At 58.6% G+C, this 24,477-nt stretch carries 23 protein-coding genes and 1 pseudogene; 10 read left to right on the top strand and 14 right to left on the bottom strand.

Annotated features, from left to right (window positions below; translation table 11 throughout):
- Positions 1 to 109: 109 nt before the first annotated feature.
- A pseudogene (locus H6G62_RS28015) lies at positions 110 to 256 on the top strand (transposase); the annotation flags it as partial.
- Between the two features lie 141 nt (positions 257 to 397).
- Here the strand turns inward: H6G62_RS28015 and minC are convergent.
- The 7 genes from minC to H6G62_RS19910 form a co-directional block, all read right to left on the bottom strand.
- Positions 398 to 1,231 (bottom strand): septum site-determining protein MinC, encoded by an 834-nt coding sequence (minC, locus tag H6G62_RS19940; RefSeq protein ID WP_199325138.1) that lies wholly within the window; start codon positions 1,229 to 1,231, stop codon positions 398 to 400.
- A gap of 186 nt (positions 1,232 to 1,417) precedes the next feature.
- Positions 1,418 to 2,029, bottom strand: a complete 612-nt coding sequence (locus H6G62_RS19935) for a Uma2 family endonuclease (protein ID WP_190498388.1) — start codon at positions 2,027 to 2,029, stop codon at positions 1,418 to 1,420.
- A 3-nt stretch (positions 2,030 to 2,032) separates the two neighbouring features.
- Positions 2,033 to 3,121 carry a chorismate synthase gene (aroC, locus tag H6G62_RS19930; protein ID WP_190498385.1) on the bottom strand — a complete coding sequence of 363 codons (1,089 nt, stop codon included), beginning with the start codon at positions 3,119 to 3,121 and terminating at the stop codon, positions 2,033 to 2,035.
- A 75-nt stretch (positions 3,122 to 3,196) separates the two neighbouring features.
- Entirely contained in the window at positions 3,197 to 4,078 is an 882-nt protein-coding gene (locus H6G62_RS19925) for a M23 family metallopeptidase (RefSeq protein WP_190498382.1), read from the bottom strand.
- Between the two features lie 297 nt (positions 4,079 to 4,375).
- Entirely contained in the window at positions 4,376 to 5,353 is a 978-nt protein-coding gene (egtD, locus tag H6G62_RS19920) for an L-histidine N(alpha)-methyltransferase (RefSeq protein WP_190498380.1), read from the bottom strand.
- A gap of 226 nt (positions 5,354 to 5,579) precedes the next feature.
- Positions 5,580 to 6,284: a magnesium protoporphyrin IX methyltransferase gene (gene bchM / locus H6G62_RS19915; RefSeq protein WP_190498378.1), complete on the bottom strand. Its 705-nt coding sequence runs from the start codon at positions 6,282 to 6,284 to the stop codon at positions 5,580 to 5,582.
- Positions 6,285 to 6,508: 224 nt separating this feature from the next.
- Positions 6,509 to 6,991 carry a DUF4079 domain-containing protein gene (locus H6G62_RS19910; RefSeq protein ID WP_190498376.1) on the bottom strand — a complete coding sequence of 161 codons (483 nt, stop codon included), beginning with the start codon at positions 6,989 to 6,991 and terminating at the stop codon, positions 6,509 to 6,511.
- Between the two features lie 180 nt (positions 6,992 to 7,171).
- On the opposite strand from H6G62_RS19910, the gene H6G62_RS19905 reads away from it, so the two are divergent.
- The gene (locus H6G62_RS19905; RefSeq protein ID WP_190498374.1) at positions 7,172 to 8,092 is read left to right on the top strand and encodes a phosphorylase; all 921 of its coding nucleotides are present in this window, start codon (positions 7,172 to 7,174) and stop codon (positions 8,090 to 8,092) included.
- Here H6G62_RS19905 and purN read toward each other — a convergent pair.
- On the bottom strand, positions 8,089 to 8,748 hold the full coding sequence (gene purN / locus H6G62_RS19900) for a phosphoribosylglycinamide formyltransferase (RefSeq protein WP_206755651.1): 660 nt from the start codon (positions 8,746 to 8,748) through the stop codon (positions 8,089 to 8,091). The two genes, H6G62_RS19905 and purN, sit on opposite strands and share 4 nt — an antisense overlap.
- Before the next feature lie 297 nt (positions 8,749 to 9,045).
- Here purN and H6G62_RS19895 point away from each other — a divergent pair, with 297 nt between their 5' ends.
- Both H6G62_RS19895 and H6G62_RS19890 read left to right on the top strand, forming a co-directional pair.
- On the top strand, positions 9,046 to 9,366 hold the full coding sequence (locus H6G62_RS19895) for a hypothetical protein (RefSeq protein ID WP_347239390.1): 321 nt from the start codon (positions 9,046 to 9,048) through the stop codon (positions 9,364 to 9,366).
- Positions 9,367 to 9,522: 156 nt separating this feature from the next.
- Complete coding sequence (locus H6G62_RS19890; RefSeq protein ID WP_190498372.1) at positions 9,523 to 10,290, top strand: hypothetical protein; 768 nt, start codon at positions 9,523 to 9,525, stop codon at positions 10,288 to 10,290.
- A gap of 28 nt (positions 10,291 to 10,318) precedes the next feature.
- Here the strand turns inward: H6G62_RS19890 and H6G62_RS19885 are convergent, their stop codons facing one another.
- A complete protein-coding gene (locus H6G62_RS19885; protein ID WP_190498370.1) occupies positions 10,319 to 11,080 on the bottom strand; it encodes a hypothetical protein in 762 nt (253 codons plus the stop codon).
- A gap of 122 nt (positions 11,081 to 11,202) precedes the next feature.
- Between H6G62_RS19885 and H6G62_RS19880 the strand changes: the two genes are divergently transcribed.
- Positions 11,203 to 11,895, top strand: coding sequence for a DUF4079 domain-containing protein (locus H6G62_RS19880; protein WP_190498368.1), 693 nt, complete (start codon positions 11,203 to 11,205; stop codon positions 11,893 to 11,895).
- 116 nt (positions 11,896 to 12,011) lie between these two features.
- Here the strand turns inward: H6G62_RS19880 and H6G62_RS19875 are convergent, their stop codons facing one another.
- Positions 12,012 to 12,704, bottom strand: coding sequence for an HAD hydrolase-like protein (locus H6G62_RS19875; protein WP_190498366.1), 693 nt, complete (start codon positions 12,702 to 12,704; stop codon positions 12,012 to 12,014).
- A 113-nt stretch (positions 12,705 to 12,817) separates the two neighbouring features.
- Here H6G62_RS19875 and H6G62_RS19870 point away from each other — a divergent pair, with 113 nt between their 5' ends.
- A complete protein-coding gene (locus tag H6G62_RS19870) occupies positions 12,818 to 13,474 on the top strand; it encodes a phosphatase PAP2 family protein (protein ID WP_190498364.1) in 657 nt (218 codons plus the stop codon).
- Here H6G62_RS19870 and H6G62_RS19865 read toward each other — a convergent pair.
- From H6G62_RS19865 to H6G62_RS19850, 4 genes are all read right to left on the bottom strand, one after another.
- The gene (locus H6G62_RS19865) at positions 13,442 to 15,880 is read right to left on the bottom strand and encodes a glycoside hydrolase family 9 protein (RefSeq protein WP_190498363.1); all 2,439 of its coding nucleotides are present in this window, start codon (positions 15,878 to 15,880) and stop codon (positions 13,442 to 13,444) included. The two genes, H6G62_RS19870 and H6G62_RS19865, sit on opposite strands and share 33 nt — an antisense overlap.
- A gap of 443 nt (positions 15,881 to 16,323) precedes the next feature.
- Positions 16,324 to 18,354 (bottom strand): elongation factor G, encoded by a 2,031-nt coding sequence (locus tag H6G62_RS19860; protein WP_190498361.1) that lies wholly within the window; start codon positions 18,352 to 18,354, stop codon positions 16,324 to 16,326.
- A 291-nt stretch (positions 18,355 to 18,645) separates the two neighbouring features.
- Positions 18,646 to 19,392 carry a PspA/IM30 family protein gene (locus H6G62_RS19855; protein ID WP_242052181.1) on the bottom strand — a complete coding sequence of 249 codons (747 nt, stop codon included), beginning with the start codon at positions 19,390 to 19,392 and terminating at the stop codon, positions 18,646 to 18,648.
- 104 nt (positions 19,393 to 19,496) lie between these two features.
- Positions 19,497 to 21,044, bottom strand: a complete 1,548-nt coding sequence (locus H6G62_RS19850) for an SPOR domain-containing protein (protein ID WP_190498359.1) — start codon at positions 21,042 to 21,044, stop codon at positions 19,497 to 19,499.
- Between the two features lie 131 nt (positions 21,045 to 21,175).
- Between H6G62_RS19850 and H6G62_RS19845 the strand changes: the two genes are divergently transcribed.
- From H6G62_RS19845 to coaBC, 4 genes are all read left to right on the top strand, one after another.
- Entirely contained in the window at positions 21,176 to 21,832 is a 657-nt protein-coding gene (locus H6G62_RS19845) for a DUF721 domain-containing protein (protein ID WP_190498357.1), read from the top strand.
- A gap of 93 nt (positions 21,833 to 21,925) precedes the next feature.
- Positions 21,926 to 22,585, top strand: coding sequence for an esterase (locus tag H6G62_RS19840; RefSeq protein ID WP_190498355.1), 660 nt, complete (start codon positions 21,926 to 21,928; stop codon positions 22,583 to 22,585).
- A gap of 104 nt (positions 22,586 to 22,689) precedes the next feature.
- Positions 22,690 to 22,902: a DUF2555 domain-containing protein gene (locus H6G62_RS19835; RefSeq protein WP_190498353.1), complete on the top strand. Its 213-nt coding sequence runs from the start codon at positions 22,690 to 22,692 to the stop codon at positions 22,900 to 22,902.
- A gap of 47 nt (positions 22,903 to 22,949) precedes the next feature.
- Positions 22,950 to 24,209: a bifunctional phosphopantothenoylcysteine decarboxylase/phosphopantothenate--cysteine ligase CoaBC gene (gene coaBC, locus H6G62_RS19830; protein WP_190498392.1), complete on the top strand. Its 1,260-nt coding sequence runs from the start codon at positions 22,950 to 22,952 to the stop codon at positions 24,207 to 24,209.
- Positions 24,210 to 24,477 lie beyond the last annotated feature (268 nt).

Raw genomic sequence — 24,477 nt, 5'->3', positions numbered from 1 at the left:
GAGCCAACTTTGATTCAATCCCATCCCAACTACCAGACCCTCCTGAACTACGGGGTTATCGCCGCATAGACTGGGATCACAGCCTCCTAAATCTGTCCGGAGTGTTGGGGAGTCGGAGTTGATCTGGAAACCGTTGTGGTTACACCTCAAAGACTAGGGGCTGAAAGACGATCCCGAACTGGCTATCGACGATGGAGCTTTTGGATTCTGGCAAGCCCTGCCCCAGGTGTTACCCACCACAAAAAACCAACGCTGTTGTGCTTCAAATTTGAATTGGCGAATGTCAATTGGGTCGATGCCTTGAGAGAATTGCAACGGCAAAAAGAGGGGATTTTGGACTCCTCCCCATGCCCTTAGCTATGGCAAAAACGCTGGTCTAGACCTCAATGGCCTGTCCTTAGGGATCCTCAAAGCCTAGGCCACCGGGGCTGAGTTGGGTTTTGGCAAAATCTTGGGCGCGGGCAATGCGGATGGTGTCGGGGCTAGCATAGGCTACCTCTGGCCAGTCCTCGGTGGGGCCATCGGCGGGGGGGCGGGCCATCAGGTCAGCAATGCGGAGTTGGGTGGGTCGCATTTGCAGGGCCATAATTCGGCGGTTACGATCGCCGCTAAATCCGGCGTGGGCCATGCCGCGTAATCGTCCCCAGACAATCACATCGCCATCGGCTAGGAGGGCGCTACCGGGATTGGTGTCGCCTAGGATGACGATGGTGCCCCCATGGCGAATATCGATCCCTGAACGTACTGTAGTTTGCAGGTAGAGGGGATCGACCTGGGGTCGTCCAGCCTGAGGAGGAGCCTGCACCAGATGATCGACCGCAGCCAGTTGCTCGACGGAATACCCAGCGGTGACCGCAGCCAAGGCGGTTTGACGACGGCTCGTGACGACCCGCTTTAGGGTGATGGCAAACTCATGCAGGGTTTCCGCGAGGGTCTGAAGTTGGCGCACATCTAGCAGCCGATCCCCCCCTTGCAGGTACAGATCTATCTGGGGTTCTCGATCCGTTGTGGTGGCCTCTAGACGCTGGCGCAGTTGTTGCAAAACCGCCGCCCAGGAAATCGTATTCCCGTCCCCATCGACATCGGGAGGAAGCGCCAGCCAAAGATGCACCCCATCACTTTTGAGTTGCACCTGACCATAGCTGGGGGTGGGCGGTGCGGCGGCCAAGTCGGGAATGGTGGGCACATCAGCATCATGGCCCAATACGTTGTTGGCCAAATTGTCCGTCACGTCGCTCGCCAAATCATTAGAAAAATCCGACATCATAATCGAACCGATGGATCGCCTTGCACCTGGGCTATCTGTTGCCCCGCCTTAGTCTATCAGGTTCTTTCTAGGGCGGTGGCCCAGGCCGTGGGCGTTTTCCGTGCAGGATTGGGAATGGCGGCAATGCTTCACCCTCTCCACGCACCAGCCCTACCACATCCATCCCAAATTGAGATGAAAACCGGGCATGACATCGCCACAGTCCACTGCCTGGGGGGAATCTAACACCACCACAGCTTGACCAGGACGATAAACCTCCACCTGCCGATCCTGGGGGTTAATCAGCACCCCTAATCGCACCCCTAGTCGTTGGTATTCCTGCATTTTTTCTCGCAGAGGCTTGAGGGGATCGGTGGCCGACCGTAGCTCAATCACAAAGTCGGGCACCACGGGAATAAACCCCACAATGTCGATGCCGTCCAGGCGGGATTTTTCAATCCACGACACATCCGGGGAGAGCTTGCCTCCGCCCAGGGCCGTGAAATCATAGCCGCAGGAGGAATCAAAGGCACGGCCCAGCCGGGTTTGACGATTCCACAGCCCCACCTCCATCACTAAGTCAAAATTTTTCTCACTGCTCTCGCCACCCGTTGGAGCCATGACTATCAACGTTCCATCCTGATGTAATTCCAGCCGCAAATCGGGATTATCCATGCAGAGCTGATCAAACTCCTCCAGCGTCACCTTCAAGGCCACATGGCTGACATCCAGTAGCAGTGGACGGTGGTGATTTAGGGATGGGATGGGCGTGGTGGTGGTCATCGCTTAAAACAGGGTGCATTGGCCGTGGTGGCGCAGCAGGTGATCGCACAGGACGAGGGCCATCATCGCTTCCACCATGGGCACGGCGCGGGGCAATACGCAGGGGTCGTGGCGGCCACGGGCGGCGAGGACGGTGGCTTCGCCGCTGTTGGTGACGGTGTTTTGGGGTTTGCGAATGGTGGCCGTGGGTTTGAAGGCGGCGCGGATGATGATGTTTTCGCCGTTGGAAATGCCGCCCTGGGTGCCGCCGGATCGGTTGGTGCGGGTGCGGAGGTGGCCGTTTTCGTCGGTGTAATACTCGTCGTTGTGTTCACTGCCCGTCAACAGGGTGCCCGCAAAGCCAGAACCCAGCTCAAAGCCCTTGCTGGCCGGAAGGGACATCACCCCCTTGGCCAAGTCGGCCTCCAGTTTGTCGAACACCGGATCCCCTAGGCCGATGGGCACCCCACGGGCCACGCATTCCACCACGCCGCCGATGGAATCCCCTTGGTCGCGGATGGCTTCGATGCGAGCGATCATGTGCTCGGCAGCTTCGGCATCGGGGCAGCGCACAATGTTGCTCTCCACCTGGGCCAGAGTGACGGTTTCAGGGTCTACGGTGCCCTCCAAATCCTGGATACGCTTGACATAGCCGATGATCTCCACCCCGGCCACCTGCTGAAGAATTTTCTTGGCCACGGCCCCCGCCGCCACTCGGCCAATAGTTTCCCGTGCGGAGGATCGTCCGCCGCCCTGGTAGTTGCGGAAACCGTATTTGGCATCGTAGGTGGCGTCGGCGTGGGAGGGGCGATAGGTGGTGGCCATTTCGCTATAGTCTTGGGGGCGGGTGTCTTGGTTGCGCACCAGGATGGAAATCGGCGTCCCTAACGTTTTGCCCTGAAACACGCCGGAGAGAATTTCGCAGCGGTCGCTCTCCTTGCGGGGGGTGGTAATTTTGCTTTGGCCCGGTCGCCGCCGATCTAGCTCCGCCTGGATTTCCTCCACGCTCAGATCTAGCCGGGGCGGACAGCCATCAATTACCACCCCCACGCCGCCACCGTGGGATTCGCCAAAGGTGGTCATGCGAAATAGCTGCCCAAAAGTACTGCCCATAGGATCGATATTGCCAGAATTGAAGGGGTAAGGTTTCTCGATCCTACTATTTTGCTTCCCTCCCTGGGGAGTTTCCTAGGGAGTCTCTTCGGGCCGAGTCTCAAGCTTGAGGAAGTAGCGGGGATTCATGGCCCGTCCGTTGCGATAGATGCCGTAGTGCAGGTGTGGCCCAGAGGAACGCCCGGTATTGCCTAGGTGGCCGATCACGTCTCCCCGCTGCACGCGATCCCCTAGTTTGACCGTCATGGTGGACAGATGGGCATAGAGGGTTTCGTAGTGGTAGCCATGGTCGATTTTGATATGGTTGCCATAGCCCCGATCATAGTCGGCCTTCACCACAACACCATCGGCGGTGGCCAAAATCGGCTGACCCACTGGCCCCGCAAAGTCAATGCCTTCATGCACCTCGTAGCTCCGGCCCCCAAAGGGGTTCGACCGTAGCCCAAACTCCGAGGATACCTTAATCTCCCCCGCCACAGGCTTGCCATCGGGGAACGCCGCCCGCTGGTCAGACTCGGCCTCTAGGGTGGCCTCTAGGGCAGGGCGCACATCCGTCGCCAACACCGCCGACAGGGCCGGAAGCTGCCGCTGGGCCGTGGCTAACATCAGTTCGGGTGGAGCCTCCAGGGCTTGCCCACCCTGGGGTGTCGATTCAGGATTGGGGGAAAGTGCATCCCACTCCACCTCCGATACCCCGGCCCGATGCTTGAGCACTCGAATCTCGCTGCCGATGACGTTGAGTTCCGTTAGCACCTCACTGGCGGTATCCGTGAGCGCCTGGTTTTGCTGGGCCAATTGCCAGTTGTGGTACGCCAACCCCGCTATGGTGGCCATGGGCACCCCCACCGCTAATATCCCTGTGGCCAATGCGACCCACGGATTTAGGGTTAGGGTAATCGGTACCTTGCCCGTTGCCGTAATCAATACGGTGTAGGGTTTGGGTTGACGAAGAGCCATGGTAGAGGCGTCCTGATGAAGGAATGTTAAGTTGCCATTATACGGGGATCAAGGCTTCTGCACAAATTCAGGCTTACCTTGCAGAAAAACTAGATTCTCCCATGCTCGGCCTCATTTCTAGATTTCCACACGGGTGCGCCGCCCTGCATCCTGTCCTCGTGATGGCTAGGGTAGACGTTCTGAACCGTTGCGGCTGATGCGTGAAGGTGGCAAATTCCCGAGGAGGTCAGACCCGCACCCTAGCGGCGAAACAAGCCGATGACCCCTAAGCACAGACTTAGGCTCAAGGCTTTGACCTCAAAGGCACTTCAGATGGTGAAGGCTGAAGTGTTGATCGGGGTCAACCCACACTTCTACGGGCTGAAATCCGGCCTCCATGGCTAGGAGTTGGAACTCCTCAACGGTGTATTTATAGGAATATTCCGTGTGGAGGGTTTCGCCTTGCCTAAAGGGAATTTCCCTATCGTCGAGGTGAACCCGTTGATCGCCCAGGCTAACGATGGCCATTTCGATCCGTCCAGCGGCTTCGTTGTAGTGGGCTTGGTAGCTAAACTGGCGCAGGTCGAAATCGGCCCCCAGTTCTCGGTTAATGCGGGTGAGCAGGTTGAGGGCAAAGGCGGCAGAGATCCCTTGGGCATCGTCGTAGGCGGGTTCTAGGATGGCGGCGGATTTTTTCAGGTCTACCCCCACGATTAATTCCCCCAGCACCGCCACGGTTTTGAGGAAGGCGACGGCCTCGGCAGGCTCTAGGTTGCCAATGGAGGAACCGGGGAAAAAGCCAAGGGTGGGGCGGTGGTGCAGTTCCGGCACCTGATCTAAGGGCAGGGGTTGGGTATAGTCGGCGCAGAGGGCGATGGTGTCGAGGCCGTCAAAATCTTGCTGGAGGGCGAGGCAAGATTCCTGGAGGTGCTGGCGGGAAATATCCACCCCCACATAGGTATGCACCTGCGGGGCCGCCTGGAGCAAAATCCTAATTTTTTGACTGCTGCCGCTGCCGAGTTCTACCAACACCCGATGGTTGAGGGCACGGGCGATGTCCTTGGTGTGGGCGCGGAGGATGGCCATCTCGGTGCGAGTGAGGTAGTACTCCGGCAGTTGACAGATGGCATCGAAGAGCTCAGACCCTCGTTTATCGTAGAGAAACTTGGCCGACAGCGCCTTTTGGGGCTGGGCCAACCCCTGCAACACGGCACTGCGAAAATCTTCCACGGGGGGATGGAAGTCGTATAGTTTCACGAATTGGGGCTGGGCCTGAAAACGCTCACCAGAGGACATAACTAACCTTAGAGTTCAGTGGGACGACTCCAACGCCTAGGCCATGGGGTTGAGCCAAGCCTGAGCTAGGGCAAGGGTCTGATCCTGGCGCGATGACCGTGGAATCAGAATCGCCCGGACGGAGCCCCCCTTACTATCATCCCCCAGGATGAACCCGGTCAGCGTCGTCGAGGAAGATTCTCAGCAGATGATCAAGGCATAGCCTTGCCCGATCCCCCTGAACCCGTTAGTCACTGGTTTTGACGGCTTCTAACATGCGGGAGAAGTAGAATTGGGTTTTGGTCATGGCACGGCGTTCGATTGTCCAGCCGCTAGATTCTAGGATGGCGACGATATCGGCCTCTCGGTGCAGGTAGGCGCGGGTGGTTTTGCTGGGGCCAGGGAAGAATTCGCCGACCTTTTTCAGAAGGGTATAGCAGGGGGTTTTAGGCGCAAAGCTGAGGATCAGGCGCGATTCGGTCAGGGAACTGAGGTGCTGGATCATGCCCTCTACCTGTTCTTTGGGGTAGTGGATCAACACGTCTAGGCAGATCACGGTGTGGTAGCGTCCTGAGAGTTCTTCGAGATCCTTAACCTCAAAAGTAGGAACATTTTCGCCCTTGAGCGTTTCCTCGGCCCGCTTTTGGGCTTCTTCCACCATTTTGGCCGAAATATCGCTGGAATAGACCTTTGCGCCCTCCTGGGCTAGGGGAATGGAGAGACTGCCCACCCCACAACCCGCATCGCAGCAGGTGATGTCCTTTAGGTTGCCGTCGGCCTTCAGCCAGTCCAGCAGGGTATCGACGGTTTTTTGGTGGCCCTTGCGAATGTCGAGCTGAACTTTGTTAACGTCGCCATCGCCGTAGATGCGCCGCCAGCGGTCGAAGCCCGTGGCGTTGAAGTAGTCGCGGACTACGGTTTTATCGTCGGTTTTGTCGTTGGTCAGCGTCATGGCGGCAGGAATGGGGCGGTTGATAACTTCTGTAAAATCTTATGACGTTTTGCTACTGGCTTCCACCCTCGACATGATTTGCAACCTTTGACAGGCAAGTACTGGGCGGCAGGAATCCCATGGTCTGATGCCGTGAGCCCGCCACCCTTACGCGAAGTAGGATGCCCCCCAGTGCCCCCTCCCCTGGTGGGAGAGGGCGCTGGGGCTAGGAAAAGCGTTCGGGGCTAAATGGCCAGCCCCAACTGCACGCCTAGGAAGGCATGGATGAACATTATCCCCAGGGCAACGGTGCCCAGGTAGGCGTGAACGGTGCGCAGGGCGGGCTGTCCGCCGCCGAATTTGGTGATAGAAATCGCCCCATTGGTGGCCAACAGACCGATGACTAGGGTGCCCGTCCAAAAGTGGGCGCTTTCAAACAGGGGTTGGCCCTGCATCACCAAGGACAACACGCCCCCGGTGTAGCCCAGGGTGATAAAGGTGAACATCCACAGGGCGAGGCGCTTGTGAATGGTGCGCTGCTCGGCCATTTTTTCGGCATCGCTGCCCAGACGCCCCTGCCACCCGGCCCAGGCGGTGTAGGAACCCATGACAAAAATCACAATGCCCATCATTAGGGGGTGGCCCCAGTGGACGATGGGCTCTGGGGTGCCAAAGCCCGCAAACCAGTCGGCAATGGGCTGCAAAATGCCACGAATCGTTTCAACCATCGATTTCTCCTAAGACACTCTCCTAAACTGCGTTCAACGCATGGGTTGCCGTGAACTCTCCTACCCTGCCATATTTTTTGGCCCCTAGGGATTATTTTGCAATGGGAACGCTTGATCCCCTAGGGCGGCGGCGGGGGCAGCGGTTTGATACAGTCGATACAGGCATTCCCCGATATTTCTATGGCTGGCTCTGATCCCTATTTCTTCGCTCCGGGTGTGCTGTGGAGCAAAATTCAGCACCAGACCCACCACGCCCTGGCCTGCGGGGCGCTCCAGCCGATCCGAACGGAGTATGAGTTTGTCGAGCAAGGGGGAATGCGTTTTTTGGTGCGCGTGTTGGCTAATCTAGCCCTGAAGGAACAAGCCAACCAGGCCCAACGAAAGCAGCAGCAAAACGGCCAGCCCGTCAACCCCTTTTTGCCCTACGACCCCAACCTGTTTGTGGCGGATTTATCCGCCAGTCACCTATGTTTGCTGAATAAGTACAACGTGGTGGATCACCATATTTTGATAGTCACCCGTGCCTTTGAAGAACAGGACACCTGGCTAACTCAGGCCGATTTCGATGCCCTCGCCCTGGGAATGGCGGAAATCGACGGGCTGGCCTTTTACAACGGCGGACGCCTCGCCGGAGCTAGCCAACGCCATAAGCATCTGCAACTGGTGCCACCGCCCCTCTGTCCCGATGGCAGTCCGTTACCCGTGGATCAGGCCATTGGCCAACTGTCGTTAGAACTCTCGGCAGATCAGATCTCGATCCATCAACATCCCCATTTCCCCTTTCGCCACGCCCTTGCCGGACTGAGTGGAGAACCACCCACCGCCGAGGAGTTGCTGACCACCTACCACGCCCTCATCGACCACCTAGGGGCCAACCGCCAAGCCGCCGCCGCCGACTTTCCCTACAATCTGCTGGCCACCCGCCGCTGGATGATGGTGGTGGGCCGTCGCCAAGAACATTACCAGTCTATCCCGGTCAATTCCCTGGGGTTTGCGGGGTCGCTGCTGGTGAAAAACCAAGACCAATTGGCCCTCCTAAAAGCCCTCGGCCCGATGACCATTCTGCAAGGGGTCGCGACGAGTTTAGACGAGCCCGCTTAGGTTCCCTGGCTTTCCGTGGCTTTGGAACTGGCAGCCAGGGCGATGGCGGCGGGGTAAATGCGGTGTTCCTGGGTTTGGATGCGGGCTTGCAGGCTGTCAGCGGTATCTCCGGGCAGCACGGGCACCACGGCTTGGATAATAATGGGGCCGCTATCCACCTTCAGTTCCACATGGTGAACGGTGCAGCCAGAGAGTTTGACCCCGGCGGCCAGGGCCTGTTCGGTGGCGTGGATGCCCGGAAAACTGGGCAGCAAACTGGGGTGGATGTTCAAAACTTGGCCAGGGAAAGCATCGATGAGTACCTGGGTAACGCAGCGCATCCAGCCCGCCATAATCACCCAATTGGCTCCGTGGGCTTGCACGGTTTGAATGATGGCTTGGTCGAGGGCTTCGCGGCTGGGATAGTGGCGATGGTTGAGCAACACCTTGGGTAGACCCAACCGCTCCGCCCGTTCCGCCACCTTGGCCTTGGGGTTGTTGTAGATCACCACCTGAATGTGGGCGTGCAAATCTCCCTGGGTGATGGCCGTAGCGATAGCCTCCAGGTTGCTGCCATGACCAGAGGCGAGAACTGCTAACTTCAGTGGCTCCGAAAACCGGGGCCAAGGCGATGGCGGCGGCGGGGACACAATAGCCAGGTTGGGGTCAAGCATCATTGGTGACCTTGAACGGAGAACACAACGTCAATGACGGCCATCATCCTAGCGGCAATCGGGCCAGAATGCTCAATTTCTCAGGATTCCGTAGGATGTCATGGGTAAAACTATCCGCCTTGCCAAAGGCTCAGCGATAACCATTCCCGTAGGGTGCCGTGGACGAAGCCATGCAACCACCCCCAACCCTCCGCCACCATACCCTTCGTAGGGGCACGGTTCCTGGCCTTTCCGTCCCCAACCCTCCGTCACCCAAAAGTTAGGGCTACAGTAAGAAAAGCAGTCCCAAGAGGTAAACCCATGGATCACGCTGACCAAAACGATAACCCCATGGGGGGCGATCCCCTCGGTCTGCCCCTGCATCGACTCGGACAAGGACTCAGGCAAGGACTGGGCCAAGGGCTGGGTCTGGATAGCCACAGTTTGGCCCAGTTCATTGAAGCGAGGGACGGCATTTCTAAACCTTGGCTGCTAGTGCTGCTACGCCTCACCATGCTGCAAGAGCGCAAGGATACCCTGGCTCCAGAGACCTATATGCGTGAACTCAGCCAACTCCACGGGGAACTGATGGGCCTAGGCGAATGGTGGGTGGGCCTTGAGGATGAGGTGTTTAACCCTTGAGGATGGCCTAGGTAGATCAGGCGTCCCTAGCCGAGGGCTGAAGCCCCTTGGTGGCACTGTGGTGATTCAGTCGATTTGACCGATCAGAGTTCGGGGCTAGGGCTTAAAATCAAGCGATACGTTTGGTGCGGCGGCTCCCTTGCCGAGGAGGAACCCATGGCGATTATTGCCCTCAAAGCTTGGTATCTAGAAGCCTACGAGCCTCTACGCGACCTGGAAAAGCGGCCCTACGATCTGCGGCTGAGCAAAAATAGCCTGCTGAAGTCGGCCCTGCGGGCGGATTTTTTAGACGACAGCGACACCGTGAGGCAAAGTGCCTGGTTTCAGCGCTACCTGGATGGCGAGGTGGTGGAATTTTACATCGAAGGCAGCGGCGGCTATGCCATCGCCAACATCGACCTGATCAGCCACGAAATTTACTTCACCAAGCGAGAGGTGATGGCCCACCTCGACCCCATCATCTACTTCTGCTACCAAGCCGACTACAGCCCCTCGGCGGAACTGCTGCACCAGGGGTTAACCGATGCCATCGCCAATCTCAACGCCAAATCCCGTGTGCCGCTCACCCTCGAAGTGGGGCACCGCCTCAGTGAAGGCCCCGCCCGTTTAAACAGTCGCCTCACGCGCAAAATGGCCAAGGCGCTGCTGTTTGTGGCCGATGGCACCCCCATTCTAGAATCCGCTGGCGACCCTAAAATTGCCATTCCCAGCCCCCATGTTTGCGTGGAAATGGGCTATGCCCTACAAGCCAAACCACCCGAACAAATTCTGCTGGCCCAAATGGAGCGGCCCGACATCTCTGGGCAATATCCCTTTGATTTGCCTGCCCAAAATCGCCTCACCTTCAAAACCGCCGAGGATTTGTCCCGCCAGTTGCCAGATCGCCTGAAGCAACAACTGGCTCGATTTAATTTGTGGGCCTAATTGATAGTTCTAGGATCGGGAATTGTGTTTACCAAGTCGTGGGCTGAAACGTAGCGTCGTTGGCAATTTCCATGGCATCCCCGCGCTGGCGAATGACAAACAACCCCTGCTGGTAGGCGTAGCGATCTACATTTTCATCAATTTCAATGCCCGCTACGGCTCCATATAGTTGATAGTCATTGAAGTGAATAAAGGATTGCTTAAACCGTCCCAGTTTCTCTAAAAAATACTCCACATCCCGCCGAGCCAACCGCGACTTGACCTCAATGGCCACCGCCACGTCGCCATCGATGGCAAAAATATCGATTTCCATGGGGGCGGTAGGACGTTTTGACTTCATGCGACGGTAGGTTTCCTGTACCCCAATACCCCGCTCCTGAAAGAGTTGGATCACCGCTGGTTCGACCAAGTTTTCCACAAATTGGCCCCAGCGTTCCCCCAACCGAGCCGATTCCTGGTTCGCCTGGGCCGCAATTCGCTCAATCCGTGCTAGCCGCCGCTCAGCCTCCGCCGCTCGCCGATCTGCTTCCGCTGACCGCTGTTCTGCCTTCGCTGCAAGCTCTGCCAACTGGTGATCAAGGGCGGCAGAACGTTGCTCAGCTTCGGCGGCAAAGGTGGCCAACTGGTGATCAAGGGCGGCGGAACGTTGCTCAGCGGCAGCAGAACGTTGTTCGGCTTCGGCGGCAAAGGTGGCCAACTGGTGATCAAGGGCGGCGGAACGTTGCTCAGCAACCTGTTGGGACGTGCGGAACAGGTCGTAAATATCCTGAATAGTGACAGGTTCAGACATGGCGAACTTAACGGTAGACCTACATCGATTATGCCCCAAGCCATCCTGTCCCATCGGTGGGCGTAGGCTATGATGACTCCGTCGCCGCGCCATGTTGAGTCCAGACATTTATTGAGGTTGCCATGCTCGATACCCCGGATTTGCTGAGGCTGTTGCATCCGTTCTTAGCCGTGATTTGGGTCATGCCGTTGATTGGCGTAGCCACCTACTTCGCCATCCAAACCCGACAACGACGACTGGCGGTAAATACCAAGGCCAAGACCCGCATCAATCCCCTGGTGGGCACCGATCATGTACGAGTAGGGCGCTGGCTGGCGGGGTCGGTGGTGGGGCTGGTGCTGCTGGGGCTGGCCCATCCCATCATCAAAACCCTGATTCGGGAGCAGGTGTGGGCTAGCGATCCGTTTCGGGTCGTGTTTGTGGCGTTGGTCTACGGCTTTACCCTGGCGGCGGTGGTGGTTTTGTACCGAGCTCGCACCGCCCAATGGCGGGGGCTATTCGCCACCCTCACGGGTCTGGGGCTGTGGCTGTTGGGAATGCAGCCCGGTGTGTTTCGGCGAGGCCAGGAGTGGTATGTGTCCCATTTTTACCTGGGCATGGTGGCGGCGATGCTGATGATTTTTGCCCTCGCTACCCTGCCGGAAATCTACACCTCCAAACGCTGGCGCTTAACCCATGCCGCCCTCAATACCGTCGCGGTGTTGCTATTTATTAGCCAGGGCATTACGGGGGTGCGCGACCTGCTAAGCATTCCCCTCCATTGGCAGGAGCCTTACATTTATCAATGCGATTTTGCCAACCGCACCTGCCCTTAGGGAGCCATGGTCGGTAAAGATAGTCTGCGGACTAGGTGCCTGCGCTGCCAAGGTTAGCTCTCAGACTAAATCCGGCTTATTTGCCCCCGGTATTAGCGGGCGAGGAGACCTCGCCCCTACGGTTTACTGGGCTGGGAATCGGGACTATCCAACTCGGATTTGGTATCAGACATAGGGCGCAGGGTGAAAAGATCGCTGGGGTGATCTAACAACTGCTGCCCCCCGGCCTGGATGAGTTCTTGGCGGGAACCATAGCCCCACAGCACCCCCACGGGCCAAACTTGATGGCGTAGAGCACCGATGATGTCGTAGCGGCGATCCCCCACCATCACCGTTTCCGCCGCCGCTAGGTTCGACTGGGCCAGAGCATGGGCAATCAGATCGCCCTTGTCGGAACGGGTGCCGTCTAGCTCGCTGCCGTAGACCTCCTGAATATAGGCATTCAAGCCAAAGTGAGTCACAATTCGTTCGGCAAACACCCGTGGCTTAGAGGTGACTACATACAATGAACCTTGTTCTGCTAGGGCAGAGAGGGCTTCTAAAATACCGTCATAAAGGTGATTTTCAAACAAACCCACGGTGGAAAAACGGTCTCGGTAGGCGGTAATGGCGGCGTCTATCAGGGGATCTTCCGCCGGACAATGGAGCAGTTGACTGATCCCCTCGCGCAACGGTGGGCCAATCAGTAATCGTAGGGTGTCGTCATCGGGAATGGGCTGATCAACGGTGCTTAGGGCATGGCGGAGACAGGCTAAAATCCCCTCCTGGGGATCCGTAAGGGTACCATCGAGATCAAACAAAACATTCATCGCCTCACCTCCTAGCGTATAAACAGCGTGAACACACAGACAATTCACCCACAGTATGGTGACCTGCCATGGCAGGGGCGGCTAGGCTGTCATTGGCGGTAAGGAGGATTGGCATGGTGGATCGAAAAAAACTGGCGACCCTTGGACAACGGTTGGGGGGGCCGGGGCTAGCCCTGGGGTTGATGATAGCGCTGGGCTGGGCGGTGGCCACCTTCCCAGCGTTCACCCTTTGGGATCAGGCGGTGCTGCTAGGGCTGCATCGCTATGCCACCCCTAGGTTGGATCGGGCGGCGCTGTGGTTCACCGATCTGGGTACCGTGTGGGGCGTGCTGCCGGGGACAATTTTCCTAGGGGGAGTGATGATCTGGCAGCGGCAGCGGCAACAGGCCACGTTCTTGATTCTGGCGATGCTAGGGGCGTTACTGCTAAATCTGGGACTGAAAGGACTGTGGCAACGGGCGCGGCCTCAATTGTGGGAGGGAATCCCGTTTTTGCCCGACCACAGTTTTCCCAGCGGCCATGCCACCCTGTCGATGGCCTTTTTTCTGGCGGTGATGCTGATCAGCCAAACCAGCCCCCACCGTCGCTGGATTGTCCTCCTAGGAGGACTCTTGGCCCTGTTGATTGGGCTCAGTCGTCTCTACCTAGGGGTACATTACCTCAGCGATGTGGTGGGGGGCTGGCTGTTGGCCCTCGGCTGGACGGTGGGCCTATATCGGGCGATGTTTCCGCCAGTTTTACCCCAGGTCGGTGACGACAATGCCGGGTAGGGCGTTTAGCTCCTGATCACTCAGGGGAATGCCGCCATAGAGAGAGGCCATCCGGGCCAGGGCTCCGGTGAAGGCTGCATTGTAGTCTAGGGCCACTTCGTTGGTGAAGTAGTTACTACGCACATCCTCGTAGGCGAAGTCGTTCGGAGACGATGGCCCACCCACCAAACCGCCATAGAGAATGTAATCATTCGGGGCGGGGTCGTTGATGTTGGTGGTACCGGAGGCGGCTCGATGGTGGGGATTGAGCGGGGAATTTTCGCCAAAGCCAACCATGTAGCTGGCGTTGCGCGGGTTATCCCCCAGGATGTAGTCAATTTGGCGGGTGGCAAAGGCGTCGTACCGACCATTGGGATCGTTGACGGTATCGGCATAGACCCCCGCCAAAAAGGCCGTGTTGGCGGCATAGCGCAGAGAACCCCATTGACTCAGCCATGCCAGCCCCCCTTGGGTATAGGTGGCACTACTGCCGCCCGGTAGCCAGCTATTGAGCCAATTTTCGACATCGGTGCGGTAGCGGCTGTTGTTGGTTTCCTGGGCCAGCAGAATGGCCGTACCGTAGGACTTGTCATCCCAGGACTGCGTCCAGCCAGGGCCAATGCCTTGGTATGCGGCCTCGGCCTTGGCTAGGTAGCTAGAGTCGTTGGAACCTTTGGCTTGGAGCGCCTTGTGTAGCCAGGTGGCCCCCCAGGCCAGTTCATCCTGGTAGCCACTCCAGGAATTGTAGAACTGGGCACTGGCCGGAATGGAACTGGAGTAGGTACCTCGGTAGGTATCAGCGAAGGTATAGAGTTGTTGGGCATTGGTGAGCAGGGTATCGGCATAGATCGCATTCACTGACCGGAAGAGAATAGATGCCGAAGCCAATGCTGCCGCCGCCTCTGCCGCCAAGTCGCTGCCGGGACGGTTGGGGGTGATGGCAAAGGCAGGTCGCGCCATGGTCATCGTTTCTGGGGCACCCCAATAGCTATGATCGAGGGCACCATCTCCCACCTGCCCCCAAAACGCTTGGGTCACTCCATTTTGGGTGACATGGGCCTTGAGGATGTAGTCCGTCCCCCACTTGATGGCGGCGAGGGCATCGTCTAACTGCCCCATTTGGGCGTAGGCGTCGCCATACTGCACCACCCCCCAGCTCAGCATCGTCATCGATGACGCCATGGGTAGGCCAAATTTCACATGGTCGCCCGCGTCGTAGTAACCACCACTGAGGTCGATGCCCACATCCGCCCCATCATTGAGGGCTGAGTCTCCCCGCCAAGCAATGCGGTTGTTGTCTGGCAACACCCCAGAACGCTGAGCTTCATAGAACAGGAAGGACTTTTGCAGCGCCTCGCCATAGTTAAACCGTCCCGATAGCTCAGACCCATACCCAGGGGAGGGATCGGGCGTTGGATCAGGGATTGGGTCAGGCACGGGATCCGGCGTCGGGTTGGGCGTTGGATCGGGCGTTGGATCGGGGACTGGAGCGGGCGTTGGATCCGGCGTCGGGTCAGGCACGGGTTCGGGCGCGGGATCCGGCGTCGGGGCAACGCCGCCACCAGACGGCCCTAGCGTGACGCCATTGAACACATAGCTTGTCGGGATGACGGTATCGCCATTCAACTTAGTGGCCTGCAATCCAAAGGTGATCTTGCCCCCCGCTGGAATGGTTTGGTTCCAGCCCAGGTTCTCGACTTGAAGGCCATTTTGGGTGCTCAGGAGGTTGGCATTCCAAAGACCGTCAAGGCGGAAATTGGTTCCGAAGGCCAGCGTCCACCCTGTGATTGCCGTACTGCCCAAGTTCTCGATCACCACATTGGCAACAAAGCCCGCACCCCAATCGTTGTCTACCACAAAGCTAACCGCAACCGCTGGCCCAGGAGGCGGGACTGGTGTAGGCGCAGGCGTGGGTGTTGGTTCTGGAACTGGATTGAGTTCGGGCGTGGGTTCGGGTTCGGGCGTGGGTTCGGGCGTGGGTTCGGGCGTGGGTTCGGGCGTGGGTTCGGGCGTGGGTTCGGGTTCGGGTGTCGGCTCCGGCTCTGGAGCGGGCTCTGGAGCGGGCTCTGGGGTCGGTTCGGGTTCGGGCTCCGGGGTCGGTTCGGGTGTCGGCGTTCCCGCTACGGGGACACCATTTAAGGTGAGATCCGACACGACAGGAGTAACCCCAATAGACCCTTGGCCATTAAAGCCAAAGGTAATGCTCTGTCCAGGGGCCAACGAACCATTCCAGGCCGCATTGGTAATAACAAAGCTGCCATTGGATCCCTGCTGAAGCGTAGCGCTCCACAGATTCGTAATTTGGAAGGGGGCATGAAAGGTGATTTCCCACTCGGTTAGGGGTTGAACACCTAGATTCGTGATGGTGATTTCGGCAGTGAAACCGGATCCCCAGTCGTTCTTGACAGTAAATTCAGCCGCTTGCATGGCATTTCTGAGGTAATAGATGTGCTGGAAATCCTGTGCTCGCGTGTCTGCTTGCTACCAGTGTGACGATTCTGACGTAAAGGATGTTTCATACTTCAGACCTTTTATTTGAGGATCAGGAGAATAATTGAAAGAGTTGCCCCAAAACTCTGTGGATCCACTTGCTCTACATTCACTGAAAGAGGTTAGCCGCACGTCACCATCGCGGCGTCTACTGCGCGATAGGTAGGCCATCAGCACAAAAAAAGTCCGCACAGTGCCCAATCAGATGGAAGGTGCACAACATCGACGCAAAAAACAACGCCCGATCAGTGGGAGGTTGTACAAGCGCGATATTCATCGCTATCGACTGCACAAACCGCTGATTCAGGCGTTGTCCTGGGATGGTCGGATAGTTTCGGGAGGGATCGCCCTCCCCTCGTCAACAACGGGAGCCTGGAGAATTAGCTCGCATCCGCTGTGGCTAGGATTTTCTCGGTCAGTTTTTCCGGCACGGGGTCAAGGTGGTCATAGGCCCACTTAAAGAAGCCCACGCCCATGGTGAGGGAGCGCAGTTCCAAAATCATGGTCTGCATTTCTGCCTGGGGCACATAGCCCGTCACCACATCCCAACCGGGCCAGTCGGCCTTGCCCTCATAGCCGAGGATTTGGCCGCGCCGACCGCTGACCAGCTTCAGCACGTTGGAGGTGTAGACACTGGGCACAGAAATTTCCACATGGGCGATGGGTTCGAGCAGGGTGGGGCCACCGATGGGCAAGCCCTCGGTCATGGCGAGGCGGGCAGCTTGGCGGAAGGCGTTGTCGGAGCTATCGACCGTGTGGTAAGAGCCGTTGGTGAGGGTCACGGCGATATCCACCACCGGATAGCCCAGGGGGCCACGGTTGAGGAATTCCCGCACGCCGTTTTCGACGCTGGGGATGTACTGCTTGGGCACCACGCCGCCGACGATGGTGTCGTTGAAGGCAAAGCCCTCGCCCCTAGGCAGCGGTTTGATGGACAGATACACATCGCCAAACTGGCCGTGGCCGCCGCTTTGGTGCTTGTAGCGCCCGTGGACGGTGTCCACCGCCTGCCGAATGGTTTCCTTGTAGGGCACCTGGGGCAGATGGGTAGCCATGGGCAGGTTGTACTTGCGGCCCAGGCGATCAATGGCCAAATTGAGGTGCACATCCCCTTGGCCCCAGAGGATAACTTCGTGGGTATCGCCGTGCTGTTCCCAGGCCAGGGAGGGATCTTCCTCTAGGAGTTTGCCGATGGCGGCGCTGAGTTTTACCTCGTCGCTGCGTTTTTCCGGCGTCACCGCTAGGGCATAGACCGGGTCAATGGCCGGAGCCTTGGGCAGGGGTTCGGCACTGTTGCCATTGGTGGTGAGGGTATCCCCGGTTTTGGCATTTTCTAGGCGAGCGATAGCCACAATTTGCCCCGCTACCGCCTGGGAGAGGCTGTTTTGCTGGTTGCCCATCAGGTCGTAGAGGCCGCCCATGCGTTCGCCATTTAGGCCGTCGCCATCGCGCAGGGCACCCCGCCACAGCCGCACCAGGGAAAGCTTGCCGCCCTGGGGCGTGTAGTAGGTCTTCAGCACCTGGGCCAGGGGCACATCCCCCGCCTTGATGCCGCGATTTTCGCAGGTGGCGTCGGGTTCTGGAGCTTCCTTCACCAGGGCATCTAGCAAAGGCCGCACACCGTAGTCACTCGATGCTACGCCGATGAACACGGGCACGATCAAATCCGCCCCCAGTTCCATCTTCAGGTCTTTGACGATTTCCTCCTCTGGCGGCGCGATTTCCTCCAGCAGTTCTTCCAGAAGATGATCGTCATAGTCGGCCAAGGCTTCCAGCATTTCGGTGCGGGCGGCCTGCTCCTCCGCCTGAAGCGCGGCTGGCAGAGGCACCGGATCCGCCGGGGCACCGGGATGGTAGTGGTAGGCTTGCTCCGTGACTAGGTCGATAAAGCCCACCAGGTCTTGATTTTGGCGAATGGGATATTGTTGTGGAATGACTGGACGGGCAGAAATTTGCCGCAGGGAAGCCAACACATCGGCAAAGGTACCATTGGCCCGATCCAATTTGTTAATCCAAATGAGGTGGGGAATTTCCCAGGTATCTAAAAATTGCAGCAGCGGCGATAGGGTCAACACTTTATTGGGATCGGCCTCACAAACCACGATGGCCGCATCGACACCGATCAACGCATTCCAGGTTTCCTGCTGAAGTTCTACAGAACCCGGACAATCTAAAAACGTAAAACGAATGCCGCCGTACTCGGTACTAGCGGCATTGAGTTCCACGGTCATTTTGCGATTGCGGGCTTCGGGAGTGCTGTCTCCAACGGTGTTACCTTCTTCAATGCTACCCTTACGGGTTGTGGCCCCTGTGACGGCAAGAATACTTTCTAATAGGGTGGTTTTACCACTGGAATAGGCACCAACAATGCCAACATTACGCAAACCTGAAGAAAGGACATTTTGAGTCATAACCCACTCCTTGCCATCCCTCGATGGCCTACCGAGTAGACCCCAAAACCAGGGCCAGACAGGTATTTCGATGAAGCGACTTCACCCTGTCCTTCTTCAGAGTAGCGTGACCCTAAAACCCTGCCTAATTCCGTTCTAGAAAATTTATCTATTGAAGTTTTATGGTGGAACGTTGCAGACTGTAACCTAGCGGTCTACATCGATCTTCTCCACCTGCGTTGGCGAGGGGGAGGCCATCAGGGGCGCTACCTTGAGAGGGACTACCTACACAGATCCGAGGGCACAAGGTGGCTACCCCACTGGGGGGAGACTTTCTGGGGGGTGGGCCGATCCTGCCAATCTTGTTTTCATGGCCTCTAGTTCTCGATCCACGGGCGTCTGGGTACCTTCTAGGGCCACAAATTGGCGCTCTAGGGGGTCGCCGCTGAGTTCTTTGAGTGCTTCGGTTTGGGCCTCTAGATCGAGCACCCGCTGCTCTACTTTATCGAAGGCGGCCATGGTGCCCCCGCTGCCAACGCCGCCGATCATCGCTTGCAACCGCTGGGAGGCTTCAGCGGATCGGGCGCGGGCAATATAGAGATCTTTCTGGATTTTAGCCTCGGCAATTTTCGTTTCTAGGCGGTGCATATTGTCCTTCATGGCCGCCACGACTTGCCGCTGTTGTGCCAGTTGGTTTTCCATAACCTGGGCCGATTCCAAGGCGGTTTGGCGGCGGGTGAGCGCCTGCCGTGCTGCGGATTCCTCCCCCTTGCCTAGGGCGAGTTCGGCCCGGTTATACCACTCCTGGGCCGTGGCCGTGGCCTGGGCGCTCTGGCGTTCGGTGCGTTTTTGGGTGGCAATGGCTTGGGCCATGGCCTGCCGCAGTTGCAACAGGTTATCCTCCATGTCCACCAACGCCTGCTCCAGAATTTTCTCTGGATCCTCCGCCTGGTTTACCATGCCATTGAGGTTGGCCCGTAGGGCACGAAAGGTTCGATCAAACAGCCCCATCGCTTTCTCCAGATCTCCCAAAGTTGCCGTGGTCTCTTGGTTCAGCATAACAGCCCTCCCCCCAGCCATGGAGATCCTACAGACAGCGCCGCCCCATGGCCCTGAGCAGGGCGGGAGACGATACCGAGGGGATGGAGGGGCAGGTGGTTGACCTAGGGGGTTTGATAGATCTGGGCTGGAATGCCTTGCTGCTGAAGGCGTTGCGCTAGGTCGCGGGCCGAGGATTCCTGGGAAAAGGCTCCCATTTGGATCTTGGTGCCGCCCTGGAAGTCGCGGACATAGGCATCGCCCACCACGCCACGGGCCGATTCCAGCGATTGATTACCCGTGTAGTCGGCCACCACGTAGTAGTTGGGGCGGGCCGCTGGGGCGAGGGGGGGCGGGGGCGAGACCGAGGTGGGGGCCGGGGTGGGAACGGTCGTTACGGTGCCTAACGGCTGGGGAGGCTGGGCCGCTGGCGGGGGCAAGGGGGCTGGAGCCACGGGGGCGGGGGGCGCTAGACGGGTGGGCGGAGCCGCCGGAGCCGAGGATTGGACGGTGGGTTGGGATGGCGCAGGGGGACGACCCGAACCAGGGGAGACTGCACTGGGCGAAACCGTGGTTGGAGCAGGCCGACTGGGGCTGAGGGGTACCACGGGTTCCGTGCGCAGGGTGCCCCTTGGCCGCACCTCCTGGGTCGGCTGGGGTCGGTCGCTAGAGGCCGCCGTCTCGGTGGGGCGCTGGGAGGTATCCGTTGCACCATCACGGGCGGATTCCCCTGGGGTTTCTGCCCCGGTGGCCTCTAGGGCTGGATTCTCTGAATTAGGGCTGGCTGCGTCAGGATTCGCTGGGTTAGACCGAGACGGATCTACCGGGAGCCGACTGACGCGATCTAGATCCAGCGATCCAAATTCTTGGCCAGACAGGTCGGGGCCAATGCCCTGAAGCCCGGTGGGCACCTCTCCCATAGCGGCTGGGGCTGGGGTCATACCGTCCGTTTCTGGGGTGGATGGCGTGGTCTGAAACCGCTGCATCCAGGCGTGGTTGCGCAGGTGATCAATGGCGGTGGGCGAGGTCACCAGATAGCCAAAGCCCGCACTGCCTATCAATAGCAGCAGCAACGCCCCCACTCCCAGGGGGGTAGACAACCGCTGGGCCAGGGAGATCTGATAGTCGGCCTCGTTGTGATAGTCGGGATCGGGATAGTAGTTGGGGTCGGAGTAGTAGGCCGTAGGGTAGTTAGCCTCGACGGATGGGGGCGTACTCTCCAACAGCGCAGCGGTGCTTTCCAGGTAGGCTTGGGGCATGGCCTGGTAGGGGGCCAATGTGTTCCCGGTGATGGCCACAGGTTGCGCCGAACTTCCAGGGATCGCCGTTCCAGTCGGGGGCATCGGGGGCATCGGGGGCATCGGGGGGGCGACGGTAGGGGTAGTGGGCGACGTTCCACGGGAGGGGGCCGGATCTTCACGACGCTTAACCCCAGCGGGCTTGAGGTGAATCAAACTCGGAGAGGGGCGACCCTTGGGCCGAAAGGCTAGCTTCCTCTGGGGCGTAGGAGCGGGGCCTTGGCTTGTACGACTGTGGCGATAGCGCAGTAGCTCATCGTCTAGGTTGACCATCAGGCTTTCTAGGGCACGGTGGAGCGACGGCTTAGGGATCGCTTCCATCCCCGTCTGGGAATGGGTAGGATGAAGGGTAGAACCAACCGACGGATGAACCATGGCGTGACGTCCTAGACGACCGGGCAAAGGAACATCCTAATACTACTGATTTCTCACCAGTTGACAACGTTCGTTACGGCTAGTTACGTCCCAGTGACCCGTCGCTACCCCCAGCCCCCTTGGCGCTTACCATGCCCCTCAATGCCATTGGCCAGGTCTTTCATCAGCTTGAGCAACAACCCGTCTGGCGCAGTCGGGGGCAATTTCGCCGCATTTTAGATCACTGGCCCGTCATCGTTGGTCAAGCCGTGGCGCGTCAAGCTAGACCCGTGAGAATCGAGCAAAAAATCCTCTACGTCGCAGTCATTAACCCCATGTGGGCGCAAACCCTCACCCTTGAACGGCTCGCGATTCTAAATAAACTCAATCAACAGCTTCAGGTCGATCTCACCGACCTACGCTTTTCCAGCGGTGACTGGTTCCGACGGCCCAACCCCAAGACCGCGCCCGCCCAACCCGCCCTCGACGACCTACCCGACTGGTTCCGCCACCACCCCAGTTTCGAGCCGGGAGCCCTGTCTACCCCGCCCCCCACGAACCATCCCCTCACCGCCCAAGAAAGCTTTCAGCGCTGGGCCACCCTCGCCCAGGGGATGGCAACGAACCGAATGCTGTGCCCCCTCTGCTGCTGTCCCACGCCACCGGGCGAACTCAAGCGCTGGTCGTGCTGTAGTATTTGCGCCGCCAAGCGCTTTAGCCAAAATGGCCAAGGCCAAGGCCACCGAGAGCCTCTACCGCCTTGGGAGCCTCCACCGGGGGAAACCACACGACCCATGTCGAGACGGTAGGCGTCAATGGTTGGGTTGCGCTCCGCTGCACTCAACCGACAAGCTACGGTATCGTTTGGACATGGTGGATTTTTCCTGGGTGGGAGGTAGTCTTTGAGCCTGAATACTCTGAACTACCCAGCGGCGGCGGGCACGGCAGATTGGCATCTGGTGGCGCTGCACGGCTGGGGGGCCAATGCGGCGGATTTGGCGGGGTTGGCTTCGTACCTTAAGCTGCCCCGCTTTGCCATGACCTTCCCCGATGCGCCCCACGCCCATCCCCAGGTGCCCGGAGGCCGGATGTGGTATGGCTTTCCCTGGGGGTACGACTTCCGCCAGCCCTACGATTTTGAGCAACAGGCCGATCTGCAAACCAGTCGGCAAGTCTTGAAAGATTGGTTGCTAGGGCTAGCCGAGAGCAGTCACATTCCCCTAGAGCGCACCATTTTGGCGGGATTTTCCCAGGGGGGCGCAATGACGCTTGATATTGGTGGCCAATTGCCCTTGGCGGGACAGATTATCCTCAGCGGCTACTGCCACGGAGCGCTTACCCCTCCCGTGACGCCGCGCCCGGTAATGATGGTTCACGGCACCTTCGACCCCGTGGTGCCCATCGAAAATGCCTACGAAGCCAAGGATGCCCTAGAAGCGCAGAATCAGCCCGTGGCCTTTCAATCCGTAGCCATGGGGCACGAGATTCCGCCCTCGGTCATCAGCACCATCACCGCCTTTTGCGAAGATTTACGGCAGGTTGCAGGGGATACCGAACCTTAACCTTTAGGATAAAGGAGTGAACTGTATGGCCCAAGGATCAGTGAGAACGTTAGCGTTCCCGATCATCCAGGGGCCATGCAGATAGCATAAGGGGGAAACTGATCATGCTGAGCGTCCATGTTTCGCAAGAAGCGGTCTCAGAAATGACGCCGGACACCGTAGAAGAACTGGCCCGTCGCCTAGAGGCCGATGCCTACGAAAACGCCTTTGAGGGGTTGCAAGACTGGCATTTGCTTCGGGCTTTGGCTTTTCAGCGGCCAGAATTGGTAGAATCCTACGTCTACCTTCTCGATCTTGAACCCTACGACGAATCGTGAGCCTTGCCCTCGTCCCAGACCCGTCTAACGCCAAACCCCTCGTGCCCGTGGATCAGCCTCGGCCAGAGCCGGATTTAGAGGCTAATCTAGATCCCACTGGCCCACGGGTGCTGATCGGTATTACCGGGGGCATCGCCGCTTACAAGGTCTGTTCCGTCATTTCCGACCTAGCTAAGGCTGGGGTGGATGTGCGGGTGATGCTGACCGATCAGGGGCAGGCGTTTCTTCCCGCCCTCACCGTCGCCGCCCTCAGCCGCCACCCCGCCTATACCGATGCGGATTTTTGGTCGAGCCGCCAGGGCCGTCCCCTACACATTGAACTGGGGGAATGGGCCGACCTGCTGGTGATTGCGCCCCTCAGCGCCAATACCCTGGGCAAGCTGGCCCACGGTTTGGCGGATAATTTGCTGACCAATACGGTGCTGGCTTCCACTTGTCCGGTGCTGCTAGCCCCTGCCATGAACACCGATATGTGGCAACAGCGGGCGGTGCAGCGCAACTGGCATTTGGTACGTCAAGACCAGCGCTTTCATACCGTGGGGCCAATCAGCGGCATTTTGGCCTGCGACCGCATCGGGGCAGGGCGCATGGCTGAACCAGAGGACATCCTCGCCCAGATCGAATCCCTAATGCACACCCAAGGCCAGCGGGATTTGACAGGTAAAAACCTGCTGATTAGTACGGGCAGCACCCGCGAATTTTTGGATCCGGTACGCTTCATCGGCAACCCATCTAGCGGCAAAATGGGCGTGGCCCTCGCCCTCGCCGCCAAACACCGAGGGGCCAACGTCACCCTTGTCCATGGCCCTATGGAAGGCGATCTCCAGGCGCGACTGGGGGGCATCCGCACGGTTTCCGTCATCACCGCCGCCGCCATGCACCGGGCTATGGTGACCTACCTGCCCCAGGCCGACTGGATTTTGATGGCCGCTGCCGTGGCCGATGTGAAGCCCGCTACCCAATCCCCCACCAAGCTAGCCAAAGCCAACCTGCCCAAAGCCCTACCCCTGGCCGCCGTGCCCGATATTGTGGCCGACCTCAACCGCCGCCGCCAGCCCCGCCAGCGCCTGATCGGTTTTGCCGCCCAAACCGGAGATATTGTGCCCCCCGCCTGGGAAAAGCTCCAGCGCAAGGGGCTCGATGCCATCGTGGCCAACCCCATCGATATCCCTGGCAGCGGCTTTGGCAGTGACACCAACCAGGCCGTCCTCATCCAAGCCGATGGCGAAAAGGAGGTGTTTCCCCCCTCCCCCAAACTGCTGCTGGCCCACCGTCTGATCGATGCTCTGTTGGCCCAACAGTTTTAGGCAACCCTTGGCCTGTTACAAGACCCGCAGCCCAGGCTATCGACGAGGCCCATTCAAGGTTGAAGTGCAACACACGACTTGGAAGGTTAATGTGCCATACCTGAGAATCGGATCCAAGATTAAGGGATTTATAGCAGCCCGCAGGCAGGTTAGGACAATACGCGGAAGGCATTGTCGAGGGCATCCCACAAGGTGTCAAACTGGTGCAAGGTCTTTCGCACGTAGTGCTTGATCCGTGCCCAAAACTTCTCAATTTTGTTCAAGTCAG

The organism is Phormidium sp. FACHB-1136 (assembly GCF_014697375.1).
Lineage (GTDB): Bacteria > Cyanobacteriota > Cyanobacteriia > Phormidesmidales > Phormidesmidaceae > Nodosilinea.
The sequence above is the reverse complement of the archived record's forward strand: the minus strand, read 5'-3'. Positions and strand labels throughout refer to the sequence as shown.

Excerpts from the sequence above, each read along its gene's own strand:
- H6G62_RS19935 (WP_190498388.1), bottom strand. The coding sequence starts at position 2,029 with ATGACCACCACCACGCCCATCCCATCCCTAAATCACCACCGTCCACTG.
- aroC (WP_190498385.1), bottom strand. The coding sequence starts at position 3,121 with ATGGGCAGTACTTTTGGGCAGCTATTTCGCATGACCACCTTTGGCGAA.
- H6G62_RS19925 (WP_190498382.1), bottom strand. The coding sequence starts at position 4,078 with ATGGCTCTTCGTCAACCCAAACCCTACACCGTATTGATTACGGCAACG.
- egtD (WP_190498380.1), bottom strand. The coding sequence starts at position 5,353 with ATGTCCTCTGGTGAGCGTTTTCAGGCCCAGCCCCAATTCGTGAAACTA.
- bchM (WP_190498378.1), bottom strand. The coding sequence starts at position 6,284 with ATGACGCTGACCAACGACAAAACCGACGATAAAACCGTAGTCCGCGAC.
- H6G62_RS19910 (WP_190498376.1), bottom strand. The coding sequence starts at position 6,991 with ATGGTTGAAACGATTCGTGGCATTTTGCAGCCCATTGCCGACTGGTTT.
- H6G62_RS19905 (WP_190498374.1), top strand. The coding sequence starts at position 7,172 with ATGGCTGGCTCTGATCCCTATTTCTTCGCTCCGGGTGTGCTGTGGAGC.
- purN (WP_206755651.1), bottom strand. The coding sequence starts at position 8,748 with ATGATGCTTGACCCCAACCTGGCTATTGTGTCCCCGCCGCCGCCATCG.
- H6G62_RS19895 (WP_347239390.1), top strand. The coding sequence starts at position 9,046 with ATGGATCACGCTGACCAAAACGATAACCCCATGGGGGGCGATCCCCTC.
- H6G62_RS19890 (WP_190498372.1), top strand. The coding sequence starts at position 9,523 with ATGGCGATTATTGCCCTCAAAGCTTGGTATCTAGAAGCCTACGAGCCT.
- H6G62_RS19885 (WP_190498370.1), bottom strand. The coding sequence starts at position 11,080 with ATGTCTGAACCTGTCACTATTCAGGATATTTACGACCTGTTCCGCACG.
- H6G62_RS19880 (WP_190498368.1), top strand. The coding sequence starts at position 11,203 with ATGCTCGATACCCCGGATTTGCTGAGGCTGTTGCATCCGTTCTTAGCC.
- H6G62_RS19875 (WP_190498366.1), bottom strand. The coding sequence starts at position 12,704 with ATGAATGTTTTGTTTGATCTCGATGGTACCCTTACGGATCCCCAGGAG.
- H6G62_RS19870 (WP_190498364.1), top strand. The coding sequence starts at position 12,818 with ATGGTGGATCGAAAAAAACTGGCGACCCTTGGACAACGGTTGGGGGGG.
- H6G62_RS19865 (WP_190498363.1), bottom strand. The coding sequence starts at position 15,880 with ATGCAAGCGGCTGAATTTACTGTCAAGAACGACTGGGGATCCGGTTTC.
- H6G62_RS19860 (WP_190498361.1), bottom strand. The coding sequence starts at position 18,354 with ATGACTCAAAATGTCCTTTCTTCAGGTTTGCGTAATGTTGGCATTGTT.
- H6G62_RS19855 (WP_242052181.1), bottom strand. The coding sequence starts at position 19,392 with ATGCTGAACCAAGAGACCACGGCAACTTTGGGAGATCTGGAGAAAGCG.
- H6G62_RS19850 (WP_190498359.1), bottom strand. The coding sequence starts at position 21,044 with ATGGTTCATCCGTCGGTTGGTTCTACCCTTCATCCTACCCATTCCCAG.
- H6G62_RS19845 (WP_190498357.1), top strand. The coding sequence starts at position 21,176 with ATGCCCCTCAATGCCATTGGCCAGGTCTTTCATCAGCTTGAGCAACAA.
- H6G62_RS19835 (WP_190498353.1), top strand. The coding sequence starts at position 22,690 with ATGCTGAGCGTCCATGTTTCGCAAGAAGCGGTCTCAGAAATGACGCCG.